This window comes from Parapedobacter sp. GCM10030251 (assembly GCF_042666505.1).
GTDB lineage: Bacteria > Bacteroidota > Bacteroidia > Sphingobacteriales > Sphingobacteriaceae > Parapedobacter.
Map to the genome: position 1 here is coordinate 229789 of NZ_JBHTDN010000007.1, position 15822 is coordinate 245610.

The following is a 15822-nucleotide window of genomic DNA, read 5'->3' on the forward strand; positions in this document are numbered from 1 at the left end:
GTGTCGGAAAAGTCGCTGGTTTCCAAAACTTCTTGAGTGTGATCTGAGGGCTGGAACCTTTTGTATAGCTGGGGTTTGTTATACGCGGCAATTTGTTTAAGTGTCATATCACTGCGATTGTCATTATGGTTCAACTTACAGATATATTAGGCCTGAGCGTTGCTGAGCGGATCGCCATGGCTGAAGCCATATGGGATAGTATTAGAAAAGAAGACTGGATATCATTAAGGCCTTCGATTGAAGGTGGTTTTTAAGAACCCCGATGCCTTATGTATTTCCCGATATTTGCTGTTTTGTATTGTTGTTTAACGGTTTAAACCAGGGGGATTATGAACAAAACGGTAAAATCGAATGTGGCATCAATTTCCGGTTGAGGGAAACGGGAGTCACCAAACCAACGCCGATAACGTGCTTCGTGGAGTACAACAGCAAGCCCGTGGTGAAGGTACCCACGGGAACAAGGTACTGAGTGCCGCACATTCGTGAACAAATACAGAGCTACCTCGCCAAAAGACCCATTCAAAGAGCAGGTCATACCATCGCTACCGGGGCGGGCCACGGTAAAGGCACCCGATCCCAGCCAGTCGCTTCTTTCTTTTTCAACCGCCAAGTAAAACATAGCCGTGAAAGGAGATATCCAGGATCATCATGGAGGATGCGGAGGTGGCCGAGGTGTAGGCCCGGCCATTGCAACCGACCTGACCATCAAGATCATTGGCCGACAGCCCCGCTTAAAATCCCTGTATTCGCATCATGCCCAAAGAGAAAAAGGACAACCAATCGCAATCCAACCAATATGACAAGATTCTTCAGGAAAACCTTGAAATAACCCTGCCAGTTATTATCAAGGAGATATTGGGCTTGGACATCGTAGCCAGTGAAGAATTGCCGGACGACGTGCAGCACACTAAGGAAAGGAAGCCCGATGTGCTAAAAAAAGTGACCGATACTACTGGCAGCACTTATGTGCTCCAAATCGAGTTTCAGGTAAAGAACGACAGAGAGATGGTGTATCGTATGGCCGAATATAGTGTTATGCTGATGCGTAGGTACCGGTTGCCAGTTAAACAGTACGTCATTTACCTTGGCGAGAGACGGATGTCCATGCCTTTATCATTCAACGAGGAAAGCCATACATTTTCCTACAACCTCATCCCCATATCAACCGCCAGCTACAAGCTCTTTCTCAAGTCCGAAAGCCCAGAGGTGAAAATGTTGGGAATTTTGAGTAACTTTGGAAATGATGACGAGCTTGATGCGGTGAAACGAATCGTGGAAGGTGTCAAAGCCCACACAACAGGCGATTTTGCCGAGAGCAGGTTTTTCAATCAAATGCGTATCTTTGTCCAGTTGCGCAGCAGTGTGGTACCATTATTTGATAGTGTTATGGAGACGGTAAGCAAATTTTTCAAAGAAGAAAGGGATATACTCTACCGCAGAGGCGCCCAAAAGAAAAGCTACGACGTGGTAGAAAACCTTATTTTGGAACTCGGTCTGTCAGACGAGCAAGCAGCCCGGATTGCGGAAGTTGACATTGACTTTGTGCGTAAGGTCCGAGCCGGTTTGGCCAAAAAAAAGAAATAGACTTTATGGACTTTGGCGCTACAATCAAATCAGCGTCTCCAAAGGCAAAATGATGTATGGAATCCAGGACAATTGCCGGAAAACTGGAAGAATTCGGGCAATTGGGCGGTATTTCAAAAAGATGTTCTCAATAAAGAATACCTGCAAACACTTCGACTTAATGACAAGAAACAGCCTAAGAATCATTGGCTTTTTCCATACTGCAAGCAATAATCTTCGGGCCTCAACATCCTGGCATAGCTTCGCCGGATGATCCAGGTATTCGGTCAGCTGTCCAATCGGGAAAGTCGAGCGATCGGCCGACGGGACAGTTCATGACGTCAATTTTTTGGATGTCATAGCGATTGAGGTCGGTTTCCATGCATTTACGTATTAAACAGATTCATCGTTCTTTCTATGCCGATGTGGATGAAGCTATGGACAAGCTCTACCGAGCGGTTGATGAGTTGGGGTAACTCCATGAGTTCGTCATCGTCGAAACCACTTAATACGTAATCTACCTGCCTGCCTTTGGGAAAGTTATCTCCCACGCCGAATCGCAACCGTGGATAGGCTTGTCCGCCGCATAACGCTTCGATGCTCTTCAATCCATTGTGGCCCGCACTGCTGCCCTTTGCCCGAAGCCGGAGTTTTCCAAACGGCAGGGCAATTTCATCAACAATTACCAGGATGTTCTCCAACGGTATTTTGAGTTCATGCATCCAGTAATTGACGGCTTTACCACTCAGATTCATATACGTGGTCGGTTTAATGACGTGTACGTGGTTGCCCCGATAGCTGTACTCGGTATAATAGGCATATCGCAAGGTGGAAAACGTTGCGCCGGCCTGTTTGGCCAGCTCATCGGCTACCATGAAGCCGATGTTATGACGGGTATCCGCATATTCTGCTCCGATGTTGCCAAGGCCTACGATTAACTGCTTTTTTGCCATTTTGTGCGAAGTTATTCATTGGATGGATATAAACAAAAAGCACCAACCGATAGGGCTGATGCTTTTCGCCTGTGCGTCATAGATGCGCAGTATAAACTTACTTTTTCTTATCGGCTTTAGCGGCTTCTTGTTCAGCCTGACGCAGCGCGCGGGACATGACTACAGACACGATGGTGTCGTCCGCATTATTGAGCACTTTGGCATTTCCCAGTTGAATGCTGCCCACCTGTACCGATTTGCCTACTTCAAGGGTTTCGAGGCTTACTTCGATGTATTGCGGCAAATCTTTGGGAAGTGCCTTTACCCGGAGGGAGCGAAGCTTCTGGATCAATTTACCACCGACCTTCACACCGGGAGACGCGCCCGTTAGTTTGATCGGGATGTTCAATGCAACTTCCTTTTTGTCGTTTAACTCGAGGAAGTCCACGTGGCGCACCTGATCCGTAAGCGGATGGTATTGTGCGTCCTGAAGGATGGCCTGGTGTTTTTTGCCATCGATATCCAGGTCGATGAAATGAACATCCGGTGTGTAAATCGCCGGCTTCAAATCAGTTGCGGATACGGCAAAGTGGTATTGTTCTTTACCACCGTAGAGCACTGCGGGTACCTTACCCTCGTAGCGCAGCTCTTTCGCATCTCGTTTCCCTACGTTCTTTCTTAAAGAACCGCTAATAGCAATTGATTTCATGGAATGATTTTTTTAAAAAATTTAAGGCCGCAAAGGTAGCGCAAAAAAACGGGATTTCCTAATCTACCTTGAAAAGATTGCTGATGGAGCCGTGCTCGTTGACATTCTTTATTGCGTTCGCAAACAAATCGGCCGTTGAAAGCACCCGGATTTTCTCACTCTCGTGTTTGACAGGGATGGTGTCTGTTACAATCAGTTCGGTCAGTGCCGAATTTTCGACGGTCTCATACGCCTTTCCCGATAATACCGGATGCGTACATACTGCTCTGACGCTGGTGGCACCGTTTTCCATAATGAGCGATGCGGCTTTCGAAAGTGTGCCTGCCGTATCACAGATGTCGTCGATAAGAACGATGTCTTGTCCTTCGACATCACCGATAATCGACATGGACTCAATTTCGTTGGCACGTTTACGCTGCTTGTCGCAGATCACGACTTCGGCGTTGAAGTATTTTGCGAACGTGCGCGCCCGGTAGGATCCGCCCATATCCGGGGAAGCAATGGTAAGGTTCGGGAGATTGAGCGATTTAATATGCGGTACAAAGATCACTGAAGCGTCCAAATGGTCGACGGGAATATCGAAGAAACCCTGGATCTGCGCGGCGTGGAGGTCCATCGTCATGATGCGGTGCGCGCCGGCGGCCGTGATCAGGTTGGCAATCATTTTGGCGCCGATAGCTACCCGGGGCTTGTCCTTACGGTCCTGCCGGGCGAAGCCGAAGTAGGGAACCACCGCGGTAATGTAGTGTGCCGAGGCACGTTTGGCGGCGTCAATCATCAGCAGCAGCTCAAACAAGTTATCTGTCGGTTGGTTGGTGGATTGAATCAGAAATACGTCGCATCCACGGACAGATTCGTTGTAGAATGGTTGGATTTCACCGTCGCTGAAGTGCGAAACGGTCATTTCACCGAGGTCTCTGCCATAAGAATGCGCGATCTTTTTAGATAATTCGGTGGAGCCGGAGCCGGAAAACAGCTTTACCGGATTGAATTGCAAGGGCATTGTTTCGTTGTCGTTTTGTGGGTTTGCAATGGATTGGGATCTTTGTGATATTTTAACGTTAATATACGTTAAAAAATTACGGATTGCCAATAAGACAATCCGTATTTTTTTTGTTGCCCGACCAGGATTCGAACCTAGACAAACAGAACCAAAATCTGTCGTACTACCATTATACTATCGGGCAATCTGACTTTATATTTTGCCACCCTTCCGAATGGGACTGCAAATATAGGGGGATCTAACAATTATTGCAAAAATATTTTATTTTTTACTGGAAGGGTCGATTTATCAGAGGATTCCTTATTTTCGGGGCGTGATTTTACGATAAACCATACGTGTAATACTTTTATGAATTACAATAAAATCAATAATAGCATAGGCTGGTTGTGCGGATTGATAGCCACGGCGGTATATATCTCAACGTTGGAACGAACTACGAGTTTCTGGGATACCGGGGAGTTTATTGCTTCGGCCTATAAGATGCAGATTGTCCACCAGCCAGGTGCTCCTCTGTTTCTCATGTTGCAGAATGTTTTTTCCAACCTCGCGTTCGGCAACCCTGAACGCATCGCCTTTTGGATGAACGTGGGATCGGCACTGTCGAGCGGATTGACCATTGTATTTTTGTACTGGAGTATTACAGCATTGGCTAGAAAGGTGATATGGAAACCGGGTACGGAACTTACCAAGGCAGGGCTGATACAGATTATGGGGGCGGGTGCCGTGGGAGCGCTGGCTTACACGTTTTCGGATACCTTCTGGTTTTCAGCCGTGGAGTCCGAAGTTTATGCCATGTCTTCACTTTGCACGGCGGTGGTGTTTTGGGCTATCCTGAAATGGGAGGCGCATGCCGACGAGGCCGGCGCCGATAGGTGGTTGCTTTTTATCGCTTACATCATGGGACTTTCCATCGGTGTGCACCTGCTTAACCTATTGGCGATACCTGCAATTGCCCTGGTCATTTATTTCCGCCGTACCGAGAAGGCGACCAGTGGCGGAGCTGTGAAAGCGCTGCTGATCAGTTTGGTCGTGGTAGCTGTGGTGCTTTGGGGGATTATTCAATACCTCATTAAATTTGCCGCAAATTTCGATCTGTTTTTTGTCAATACGCTCGGCATGGGTTTTGGTTCGGGTGTACTGGTTTTTGCGCTGCTGCTGGTTGGCGGTACTGGCTATGGGATCTGGTATTCCATTCAAAAGGCAAAGCCCTTACTCAATATCATCCTGTTATCGTTTGCCTTCATCGTATTCGGTTATAGCTCATTTGCGATGATCCTGATCCGCGCAAAGGCAAACCCGACGCTTAATAACAGTGATCCGGACAATGCATTTGCCTTTCTGAGCTATCTGAACCGTGAGCAATATGGGGATAATCCGCTCTTCAAAGGGCCTTACTTTGATTCCCGGCCCATCGACGTTACCTATGGAAGTAGCATCTATCGGAAGGGAACAGAAAAATACGAGATTGCTGGTCGTAATTTTGATTATCAATACGACCGGGAAACGGTGTTTCCGCGTATTTATAGTAACCGCGAACCGTCGCATCAGCAATACTACCGTAGCTACCTGAACCTTGGCGAAAATGAGCAGCCTACGTTCGGTGATAACCTTCGCTTTTTCTTTAGCTATCAGGTGGGGCATATGTACGGCAGGTACTTTTTATGGAATTTTGTAGGCCGACAGAACGATCAGCAGGGCCATGGAGACCTGACTACCGGTAATTGGGTCAGCGGCCTCAAATTCATTGACCAATGGCATGTGGGCGGCCAGGACGCGTTGCCGGAGTCCCAATTGACGGATCCTTCGTATAACCGATTTTATTTCCTGCCGCTCATTTTAGGGTTGATCGGCGCGTTTTGGCATTTCAAACGCCGGCAGCGGGATGCGGGTGTCGTGGGACTTTTATTTTTTATGACCGGACTGGCAATTGTGCTCTACCTCAATCAGACACCGCTGCAGCCCCGTGAACGGGATTATGCCTATGCAGGTTCCTTCTATGCTTTTGCCATCTGGATTGGACTCGGCGTGGTGGGGATCACCGACTGGCTGAGCAAGAAGGTCAACGTGCGGACCGCAGGTTGGATTGCAACCGTCATCGGACTGCTGGCAGGGCCGATTATCCTGGCCAAAGACGGATGGGACGACCACGACCGTTCCGAGAAATTCCTGGCCCGCGACATCGCTAAGAATTACCTGGAATCCTGTGCTCCGAATGCCATTCTCTTTACCTATGGGGATAACGACACGTATCCACTGTGGTATGTACAGGAGGTTGAAAATGTGAGGCCGGATATCCGGATTGTAAACCTGAGCTTGCTTAGCGCCGATTGGTATGTGCGCCAGATGAAAGATCAAGTGAACGAAGCTGCGCCGTTGCCCATTACCATTCCGGATGAAAAATATGTGAAAGGCGTGCGAGACGTTATCTACTATCAGGACGCCAAAATTCCGGGGTCAGTCGAGTTGAAAAATATCGTGGCATTGATGCTGTCGGACAATCCGAACGATAAACGCCAGGTACAAAGTGAGCAACCGGAGAACTTTTTGCCCACGAAAAATTTGCAGCTTACCATTAACCGGGAAGACGTGATGAAACACAATGTGGTTCCCCAGGTGTGGCAGGACAGCATTACCAATGTCATGCAATGGACGTATAACCGGAATTATGTATCGCGGGCTGAATTGGCCATTATGGATATCCTGGTGAACAACAATTGGGAGCGGCCGATTTATTTTGCAACGACCGTTCCAAGTGATAACTTTATGGGATTGGATAAGTACCTGGTATCCGAAGGGTTTGCATTGCGACTTATGCCGATTAACGTGAAACAAAACACTTCCCAGGGACTGGTGAATGCCGACGCGATCTATGACCATGCACTTAACAAGTATGTCTGGGGTAATATCCGCAATTCGCCGTACCTGGATCCGGAATCCTATCGGATGGTGAGCTTGATCCTGAATAACGTCTACTCGGCACCCGCCGAGGCGTTGATTGCCGAAGGTAAAAAGGAAGAGGCGAAAAAGTTACTCAACAATGCGCTGGAATATATGCCGGAGCGTATTTACCGCATCATGGATGCGTATGGCTATTCGTTTCTTACGGAAAACCTGTATGCGGTAGGGGAGACGGATAAGGCCAATGCGTTGGTTGAACGAAACGTCAAATACCTGGACGAACAGCTTCGTTACTTCGCGGCGATTGCCGAGACAAAACCCAACCTGGAAATGCAGAACATCCAGTACAGCATGTTTACGCTGAATCGGTTTGCAGAGGCGGCAAAGGAACACGGTCAAACCGACTTAGCCGCACGCGTCGAGAAGACGTTTGGCCAATATGAGGCCAAGTTCTTCGGCGGAGCGCCCGCTAATTGATTGCCACAAAGCCGGCCGGCGTGTTAAAAAATGTTAAATCCGGGGTTGGTGGGTTCGCCTGATCGGTTTATCGCTTATTTTTAGGCGATTATAACGAATGGCTCACGAACCCCGGAAACTATGAACTACGCTAAAATCAACAACCTTATCGGATGGTTGTGTGCATTGATCGCTACCACAACGTATGTGTTGACGATGGAGCCGACCACGAGTTGGTGGGATCCCGGTGAATTTATTGCTGCCGCGCACCGGATGCAGATTGTGCACCAGCCGGGCGCTCCCTTGTTTCTGATGCTTCAGAACGTGTTTTCAAACCTGTCGTTCGGCAATCCGGAGCGTATCGCCTATTGGATGAACATGGGATCGGTGGTCTCCAGCGGATTGACCGTCCTGTTTTTATTCTGGACGATCACGGCGCTGGTCCGCAAGGTCGTCGGAAAGGCGGGCGAGGTAACCACCGGCATGGAAATGTTGCAGATTATGGGCGCGGGTGCTGTCGGCGCCCTGGCTTACGCATTTTCAGACACCTTTTGGTTTTCCGCTGTTGAGTCTGAAGTATACGCGATGTCGACCCTATGCACGGCGGTGGTTTTCTGGGCGATCCTGAAATGGGAAGTCCGGGCCGATGAACCGGGCGGGAACCGTTGGCTGGTATTTATTGCCTATATCATGGGATTGTCCATCGGTGTACACTTACTCAATCTCTTAACCATACCGGCACTTGCGCTGGTGATTTATTTTCGCCGGACGCATAAAGCAACCGTCAGCGGGACTGCCAAGGCACTGTTGATCGGGTGCGCTATACTCGCGGTCATTCTTTGGGGGGTGATCCAATACCTCGTCAAATTTGCGGCTTATACCGATTTGTTTTTTGTGAATACACTCAGAATGGGGTTCGGTACGGGCGCGGCATTTTTTGCGGTCGCCCTCATCGGCGGCATCGCCTATGGTGTGTGGTATTCCATCCGTAGGGCCAAGCATGTCCTTAATCTCGCGTTGCTGTGCCTGGGATTCGTGATTTTCGGATACGGATCGTTTGCTATGGTGCTGATCCGCGCAAAAGCCAACCCGTCGCTCAACAACAGCCAACCCGATGATGCATTTTCTTTCCTTTGGTATCTCAACCGGGGTCAGTTTGGCAGCGAGCCTTTGTTGACGGGTCCGTATTTCGATTCCCAGCTGACCGACGTCAAAAAAGGAGATACCGAATACCGAAAAGGAACGGATCGATATGAAGTTTCCGGCAGCGATGTTCAACCGGTATATGACCGGACAGCTCTTTTTCCGCGCATATACAGCAATCGGGATAATCACGCGTTCGGTTACCGTGCTTGGCTGGGCTTGGGCGAGCATGAGCGGCCTGAATTTGCGGATAATCTGAAATTCTTGAGCACATACCAGCTGAACCATATGTATTGGCGGTATTTCATGTGGAATTTTGCGGGCAGGCAGAACGATGTGGAGGCCCGTTTTGATAGTCACACCGAGGGCAATTGGATCAGTGGAATCACACCCGTCGATCAGTGGCGGCTTGGCGGTGAAGATGCCTTGCCGGAGGCTGCAAGGGAGGATCCGTCGCGAAACACGTATTATTTCCTTCCGCTCGTCTTAGGACTGATCGGCCTCTTCTGGCAAGCACGCCGGAATGGCAGAGACTCCGCGGTCGTCGGGTTGTTATTTTTCTTCACAGGGCTGGCTATTGTATTGTACCTCAATCAAACTCCCCTGCAGCCGCGTGAACGGGATTATGCGTATGCGGGTTCGTTTTATGCATTTGCCATCTGGATCGGTATGGGGGTAATGGGGCTTTCGGACCTATTACGCAAGCGACTTCGTCCACGCGTCGCGGTTTCCCTAGCAACCGCGTTCGCCTTCATCGCGGTTCCGATCCTGCTGAGCGTTCAAAATTGGGACGATCACGACCGGTCCGATCGCTTTATGGCGCGGGATATGGCTCGGAATTACCTGGAATCCTGTGCACCCAATGCGATACTCTTTACCTACATCGATAACGACACGTTTCCCCTGTGGTACCTGCAGGAAGTGGAAGGTGTCCGGACCGATGTCCGGGTAGTCAATTTGAGTCTGTTGGGGATGGATTGGGCGGTCCGGCAGCTGAAATTCCCGGTTAACGATGCTCCGGCATTGCCCGTTACCATGGAAGACCATCAATTCGCCAAAGGTACGCGCGATTACCTGTATTACCACGACTACGGCATCCGGGATTCAATCGAACTAGAGAAAATTCTGGCGCTTCTGCTTTCTGATAATCCTGCTGATCAACTGGAATACTCGGACAATTCCCGCCGGAACTTCTTGCCTACCAAGAACTTTAAACTGACGGTCGACAAGCACCAGGTGATGGCGAATAACGTGGTGCCGGAAAAGTGGCAGGAACGGATCGTAGACACGATGGAGTGGACCTATCATCAAAATGGCGTGACGCTGGCGGGATTGACGCTGATGGACGTGCTGGTTCACAACCAGTGGAAGCGCCCGATCTATTTTGCCTTTACCGTTCCGGAAAGCGAGCGGCTTGGACTTGATAATTACCTCGTATCGGAAGGATTTGCGCTGCGGCTGATGCCGGTCAATGCTCAGGGTGATCCGGAAGTTCGCGAGCGGTTGGTCAATACCGATGCTTCGTATGACGGGATTATGCACAGATTTGCCTGGGGAAACATGAACCAAACGACCTATCTTGATCCGACTTCCCGCGCGATGATCGGCGAAACGATCAAGATTTTTTCGGATACTGCCGAGATGCTGATTGCAGAAGGCAATATCGATGCGGCAAAAAACATCGTCAACCGGGCTACCGAGGTATTGCCAACGAAAATCCACCAAGCGGATATCGCTGCGCGTTATCCGGTATTGGTTGATCAATTGTATGCGCTTGGCGAGACCGAAAAAGCGCATACCTGGGTGGATCGGAACCTCCGGTTTTTGGAGGAACAGATGGCGTACTATGCCGCCATCGCCGAAACCAAGTCGTTAACGCAAACCGAGGCGATGGCAATCCGCACGAATTTGTACACCTTGCAGCAATTTTCCGACTCCGCCGAAGCTCATGGCCAGACCGCACAATACAGGCAACTGCAAACGGTATTTGACAAGTACCGGAAACTGTTTTTCGAAGGATGATGGCAAGAGGCCTACCGATCCCGGAGGGCGCAGCCCGCGCACTCCGATGGAGGTACATATGAGGTACACAACAGGTACATAACGGGTACGGAATAGGCGCATATAGAATAAAATATATAAGCTAAGAAAACTGCGGAGGCGATGAGAGGAGATAGGATGCTGTCTGACAGGTTGTGACGACGGAAAAATATCGTCCAGTGTCGGCATAAGTCAAAAAAATATAGTAGGTTTGTGGCCGTATTCCAGCTTGATAAAAAGCAGAATGCGGGCTCCATGAAGCCCTAAAAGGCGGCTAAATTTGGAATGAAACCTACCGTGTCAGTGCTTCGTGCAAAAGCAATGACCATGCAGGTTCCATCAGGCCTTATGAAGAAGGATATTTTCGAATGAAGCGATCTATATTATTGGAAGGTCAAAAGTTCCAGATTACCATCCAGCGGCTTTGCCACCAGTTGATTGAGAATCATCTTGATTTTTCTGATTCGGTTATTATCGGGATTCAACCACGGGGAATCTACCTGGGAAGACGGATCGTGGAGGAACTTAAGCAAATCCCCGGATTGCCTGAGATAGCGTACGGAGAGTTGGACATTACCTTTTTCCGGGATGATTTCAGGAGGAAGGACAGCGGCCCGCTCGTGCCAAGCAGCACCCACATCGATTTTATCGTCGAAGGAAAAAAGGTGATTCTTATGGACGATGTCCTGTGGACAGGGAGGACGATCCGCGCAGCGATGGATGCGTTGCAGGCGTTCGGCCGTCCGGCCAAGATTGAATTACTGGTGTTGGTGGACCGCCGTTTTTCGCGGCAATTGCCCATCGAGCCGGACTATATCGGCATACAGGTCGATTCGATCGATTCGCAGAAGGTCACCGTCAGTTGGAAGGAAGTGGACGCATACGACCGGATTACGCTATTGACAGAAGAATTCCAGTAAATATCATCGTTTTTGATTGTGCATTAATCAGCAAATGACAGCAACGACCAGGCAAATCAGCACCCGCCATCTTTTGGGAATCAAAGATCTCAACGAGGACGATATCCAACTCATTTTTGATACGGCGGATAACTTTAAGGATGTGCTCAACCGCCCGATAAAAAAAGTTCCGTCACTACGGGATATCACGATAGCCAACGTGTTTTTTGAGAATTCAACGCGCACACGGTTATCGTTTGAGCTGGCGGAAAAACGGCTCTCTGCAGATATTATCAATTTTGCTGCGTCATCGTCGTCGGTAAGCAAGGGCGAAACGCTCATCGACACCGTGAATAACATCCTGGCGATGAAGGTAGATATGATCGTGATGCGACATCCGTATCCGGGAGCGGGGGTTTTTCTAAGTAAACATGTGAAAGCGCAGATTGTGAATGCGGGTGATGGCGCTCACGAACATCCCACGCAGGCTTTGCTGGACGCTTTTTCAATCCGGGAACGCTATGGCGATGTGTCCGGCAAGAAAGTCGCCATCATCGGAGATATTTTGCACTCACGCGTGGCGCTTTCCAATATTCTTTGCCTGCGTAAGCTGGGGGCCGAGGTGATGGTGTGCGGACCGACCACATTGATTCCTAAACATATCCAATCCCTCGGGGTAAAGGTAGAATATGATTTAATGACGGCTTTGAGATGGTGTGACGTCGCCAACATGCTTCGCATCCAGTTGGAACGGCAGGACATCGCCTATTTCCCATCCCTCCGGGAATACTCCATGCTGTATGGATTGAATAAACAGTTGCTCGATTCGCTCGATAGAGAAATCACGATCATGCATCCCGGTCCCATAAACCGGGGGGTAGAAATCACCAGCGATGTGGCCGATAGCCAACATTCCATTATCCTTGACCAAGTAGAAAATGGTGTGGCTATCCGGATGGCGGTATTGTATCTGCTGGCAGGGATACGCGGGTAGACGCGTTATTAACAATTGTGGACAACTTTTGAGGAAAACTTTTCAGTTTCCCCCTAAATTAGCAGGTTAAATTGGGTAGGGTGTATTTTATGGCCCCAACTTTGCGTGGAATAGAGGAGTAAAAATAGAATTAATTTGACGGCATGTTTAATCGGATTTATCAGTTAGGTATTACATTTGGTTTGATGGTATCGGCTGCCATGGCACAACAAAGCGCATGGCAGGAAGTCAATCAGGCATATAAAACGGGAATGGAATTGTATGAAAAAGGAAAGTATGCCGCTGCCGCCAAGTATTTCGACAAAGTAGAGGACATCCGGATCAAATCTACCTTACAACAGGATGAGCACACCGAGCTGTCGTTGCTAAAGGAAAATGCGCGTTTTTACCAAGCCGTTTGCGCATTGGAACTCGAAGAGTCCGATGCAGAGGATCAATTCCTTCGGTATATTAAGGATTATCCGGCCAGCGCAAACTCAAAAGCGGCCTACTTCCAGGTGGGGCGTTCGTATTTTGCCAAAAAAGACTATGCGCAGGCACTCGAATGGTTTGATAAGTTGGATAGCCGCAACCTCGCCGGTCGGGAAAATCGCGAATTCCGGTATAAAAAGGGGTATTCCTACTTTATGACGGATGACTATGCCTCGGCCAAACCGCTTTTCGAGCAGTTGAAGGACGAGGGAGGTGTCTACCAGGAGGCTTCCATATATTACTACGCATACCTCTGCTATCTCGACCGCGAATTTAAAACAGCGCTGGCTGAATTTGAAAAACTGAAGGGATCCAAGACGTACGAGGCGACGTATCCGTATTACATCACGGCATTGTATTACCTGGATAACCGATATGACGACGTATTGACTTACGCCCTGCCGATTCTGGAGAATACCAAGCAGGCGCATGAAACGGACATGTTTCGCATCATAGCGGCTACCTATTTTGCAAAAAACGATTTCGAAAAGGCCCAGGAATACTATGATAAGTTTCAAGCGGCTGATCAGGGAAAGACCCAAAACAATCAAGACAGTTATCAGATCGGCTACATCGCCTATAAAAACGGGGACTACGAAACAGCCATTGCCGAATTGCAGAAATTGGAAGAACCCGATGCGTATTACCAAAGCGCCATGATTGCATTGGGTGATGCGTTTTTGAAAACGGGCGACAAGCAAAGTGCGCGAAATGCATTCTTTAAGGCTTCCAAGCTGGACTTCGATGCTTCTTTAAAAGAGGAAGGGCTGTTCAATTACGCAAAACTTTCTTCGGAGCTGGAATTCCACCAGGTGGCCTTGGAGGCCGTCAAAGAATATTTGGATACGTATCCGAACAATAAGCGGATGGAGGAGGCACAGACCCTGTATGCGGAAACCTTGCTGGGTACAAGCAATTACCGCGCAGCTGTCGATATTTTGGAAAAACTCAAAAATCGGGGACCGGAAGCGGACGCGGCGTATCAGAAAGTTACGTATTACCGCGGACTGGAATTTTATAATGAACGGGCTTTCGAAAATGCCATTTCGTTGTTTATGCGTTCGGAGAAATTTCCCATCGATCCGCGGCTTTCGGCATTGGCTACGTATTGGAAAGCAGAGGCGATGTATGAAGTGCGGAAGTATGGGGAGGCGGTACAGAATTTTTCGCGGTTCCTTCGCATGCCCGGTGCCCGTGATACCGAGGTGTACAGTTATGCAAACTACGCATTGGCGTATGCCGCATTCCGCAATGATAGTTTCAATACATCGGCTAATTATTTCGAACGTTTTCTTTCCACCGGGGGGAATGCGATTGAGCCAAACGTTCGCAATGACGCCATCGCCCGCTTGGGTGATTCGTATTTTTCAATGCGCAATTACAGCCGCGCAATGCAATATTACGACCGGTTGATAAATAGCAAAGCCTCAAGTCAGGATTATGCGCTTTTCCAGCGGGGGATCATCCAAGGGCTGCAGGGAGATAACAATGCGAAACTCGCTACCTTACGCTCGGTCATCGAGCGTTTCCCCAATTCGAATTATGCCGACGATGTAGCCTTCGAAATTCCCTATACCTATTTTACCATGGGCGATTACGAGACAGCAATTGCGGGTCTCCAGCAAATGATTGAAAAATATCCGCGCAGTAGCTATGCACCACGGGCGTTGATGACCATCGGTCTGGTACAATATAACAAAGACGATACGGAAGGAGCGATGGCTACGTTCCGGAAGGTCGTGGAAGAGCACTCCACCACGGATGAGGCCAGACAGGCCTTGCGATCCATTGAAAACATTTATCTGGACCGTGGAGATGCGTCAGGATACATTAATTATGCCACCAGTACCAACATCGGCGATCTCAGCAACGCTGAGCAGGATAACCTTGCATTTCAGGCAGCGCAGACGTTGTTTGCCCGGGGCGAATACCAGGCGGCGGTGGAAGCCATCAATGCGTATTTTGACAAGTTCCCTAAACCCATTCAGGAGAAGCACGCACGTTACATCCGCGGTGTGAGCCTTTATCGAACCGGGCACCCCAAAGAGGCGTTGCACGATCTCAACATCATTCTTAACGATTGGACCAGTCCCTATACGGAAAACTCCCTGCTCACGGCCGCCGAACTTTATCTGGGGCTGAAGCAGTACAACGAAGCCATTGTGCACCTGAAGAAACTGGAGCTGACATCGGAGTACAAAGCCAACTACGGTTACGCGGTAAACAACCTGATGGTCTGCTACTATGAAATCGGGGATATGGAGCAAGTTCAGAAATACGCTGAATTAATTAAAAAGTACGACCGATCCTCCGAAGAGGATATCGCAAAAGCACACCTGTATACCGCCCGCGTGATGCTTAGGAGAGGAGAAGTGGAGCCGGCAATGAAGGAGCTGAATCTGGCGGCTTTAAAAAGCCAGACGGTAGTCGGAGCCGAAGCACGCTACCGCGTAGGTCAGCTGCAATATGAGGCCAAAGAATACGACAAAGCCATCGAGTCGGCCTTCGAGGTAATCAATAACATGGCTTCGCATGACTATTGGGTGGCGAAAAGCTTTATATTGCTTGCCGACGCGTATGCAGGCAAGGGGGATGACTTTCAGGCCAAGAGCACGTTGGAAAGTATCATTGAAAACTACGAAGGAGAGGATGATATTATTCCATCGGCGAAGGAACGGCTGGATAAGCTCAACAATAATGGATAGGAGTTAAAC

At 49.1% G+C, this 15822-nt stretch carries 10 protein-coding genes and 1 tRNA gene; 7 read left to right on the plus strand and 4 right to left on the minus strand.

What is annotated here, in order from left to right:
* Nucleotides 1-351: 351 nt before the first annotated feature.
* The gene (locus ACFQRK_RS18600; protein ID WP_379009416.1) at nucleotides 352-486 is read left to right on the plus strand and encodes a hypothetical protein; all 135 of its coding nucleotides are present in this window, start codon (nucleotides 352-354) and stop codon (nucleotides 484-486) included.
* Nucleotides 487-753: 267 nt separating this feature from the next.
* Nucleotides 754-1584 (plus strand): Rpn family recombination-promoting nuclease/putative transposase, encoded by an 831-nt coding sequence (locus tag ACFQRK_RS18605; protein WP_379009417.1) that lies wholly within the window; start codon nucleotides 754-756, stop codon nucleotides 1582-1584.
* Between the two features lie 365 nt (nucleotides 1585-1949).
* On the opposite strand, the gene pth is transcribed toward ACFQRK_RS18605, so the two are convergent.
* The 4 genes from pth to ACFQRK_RS18625 all read right to left on the minus strand — a co-directional run bounded on the left by pth (nucleotide 1950) and on the right by ACFQRK_RS18625 (nucleotide 4391).
* Nucleotides 1950-2516 (minus strand): aminoacyl-tRNA hydrolase, encoded by a 567-nt coding sequence (gene pth / locus ACFQRK_RS18610; protein WP_379009418.1) that lies wholly within the window; start codon nucleotides 2514-2516, stop codon nucleotides 1950-1952.
* 97 nt (nucleotides 2517-2613) lie between these two features.
* A complete protein-coding gene (locus ACFQRK_RS18615; protein ID WP_379009419.1) occupies nucleotides 2614-3204 on the minus strand; it encodes a 50S ribosomal protein L25/general stress protein Ctc in 591 nt (196 codons plus the stop codon).
* A gap of 58 nt (nucleotides 3205-3262) precedes the next feature.
* Complete coding sequence (locus ACFQRK_RS18620) at nucleotides 3263-4207, minus strand: ribose-phosphate pyrophosphokinase (RefSeq protein WP_379009420.1); 945 nt, start codon at nucleotides 4205-4207, stop codon at nucleotides 3263-3265.
* A gap of 113 nt (nucleotides 4208-4320) precedes the next feature.
* Nucleotides 4321-4391: transfer RNA gene (locus ACFQRK_RS18625), tRNA-Gln, on the minus strand.
* A 164-nt stretch (nucleotides 4392-4555) separates the two neighbouring features.
* Between ACFQRK_RS18625 and ACFQRK_RS18630 the strand changes: the two genes are divergently transcribed.
* From ACFQRK_RS18630 to ACFQRK_RS18650, 5 genes are all read left to right on the plus strand, one after another.
* Nucleotides 4556-7582 (plus strand): DUF2723 domain-containing protein, encoded by a 3027-nt coding sequence (locus tag ACFQRK_RS18630; RefSeq protein ID WP_379009421.1) that lies wholly within the window; start codon nucleotides 4556-4558, stop codon nucleotides 7580-7582.
* A 120-nt stretch (nucleotides 7583-7702) separates the two neighbouring features.
* A complete protein-coding gene (locus tag ACFQRK_RS18635) occupies nucleotides 7703-10726 on the plus strand; it encodes a DUF2723 domain-containing protein (RefSeq protein ID WP_379009422.1) in 3024 nt (1007 codons plus the stop codon).
* Nucleotides 10727-11112: 386 nt separating this feature from the next.
* A complete protein-coding gene (pyrR, locus tag ACFQRK_RS18640; protein ID WP_379009424.1) occupies nucleotides 11113-11664 on the plus strand; it encodes a bifunctional pyr operon transcriptional regulator/uracil phosphoribosyltransferase PyrR in 552 nt (183 codons plus the stop codon).
* A 34-nt stretch (nucleotides 11665-11698) separates the two neighbouring features.
* Nucleotides 11699-12637, plus strand: coding sequence for an aspartate carbamoyltransferase catalytic subunit (locus ACFQRK_RS18645; RefSeq protein ID WP_379009425.1), 939 nt, complete (start codon nucleotides 11699-11701; stop codon nucleotides 12635-12637).
* Between the two features lie 143 nt (nucleotides 12638-12780).
* Nucleotides 12781-15813: a tetratricopeptide repeat protein gene (locus ACFQRK_RS18650; RefSeq protein ID WP_379009427.1), complete on the plus strand. Its 3033-nt coding sequence runs from the start codon at nucleotides 12781-12783 to the stop codon at nucleotides 15811-15813.
* Nucleotides 15814-15822: the final 9 nt, after the last annotated feature.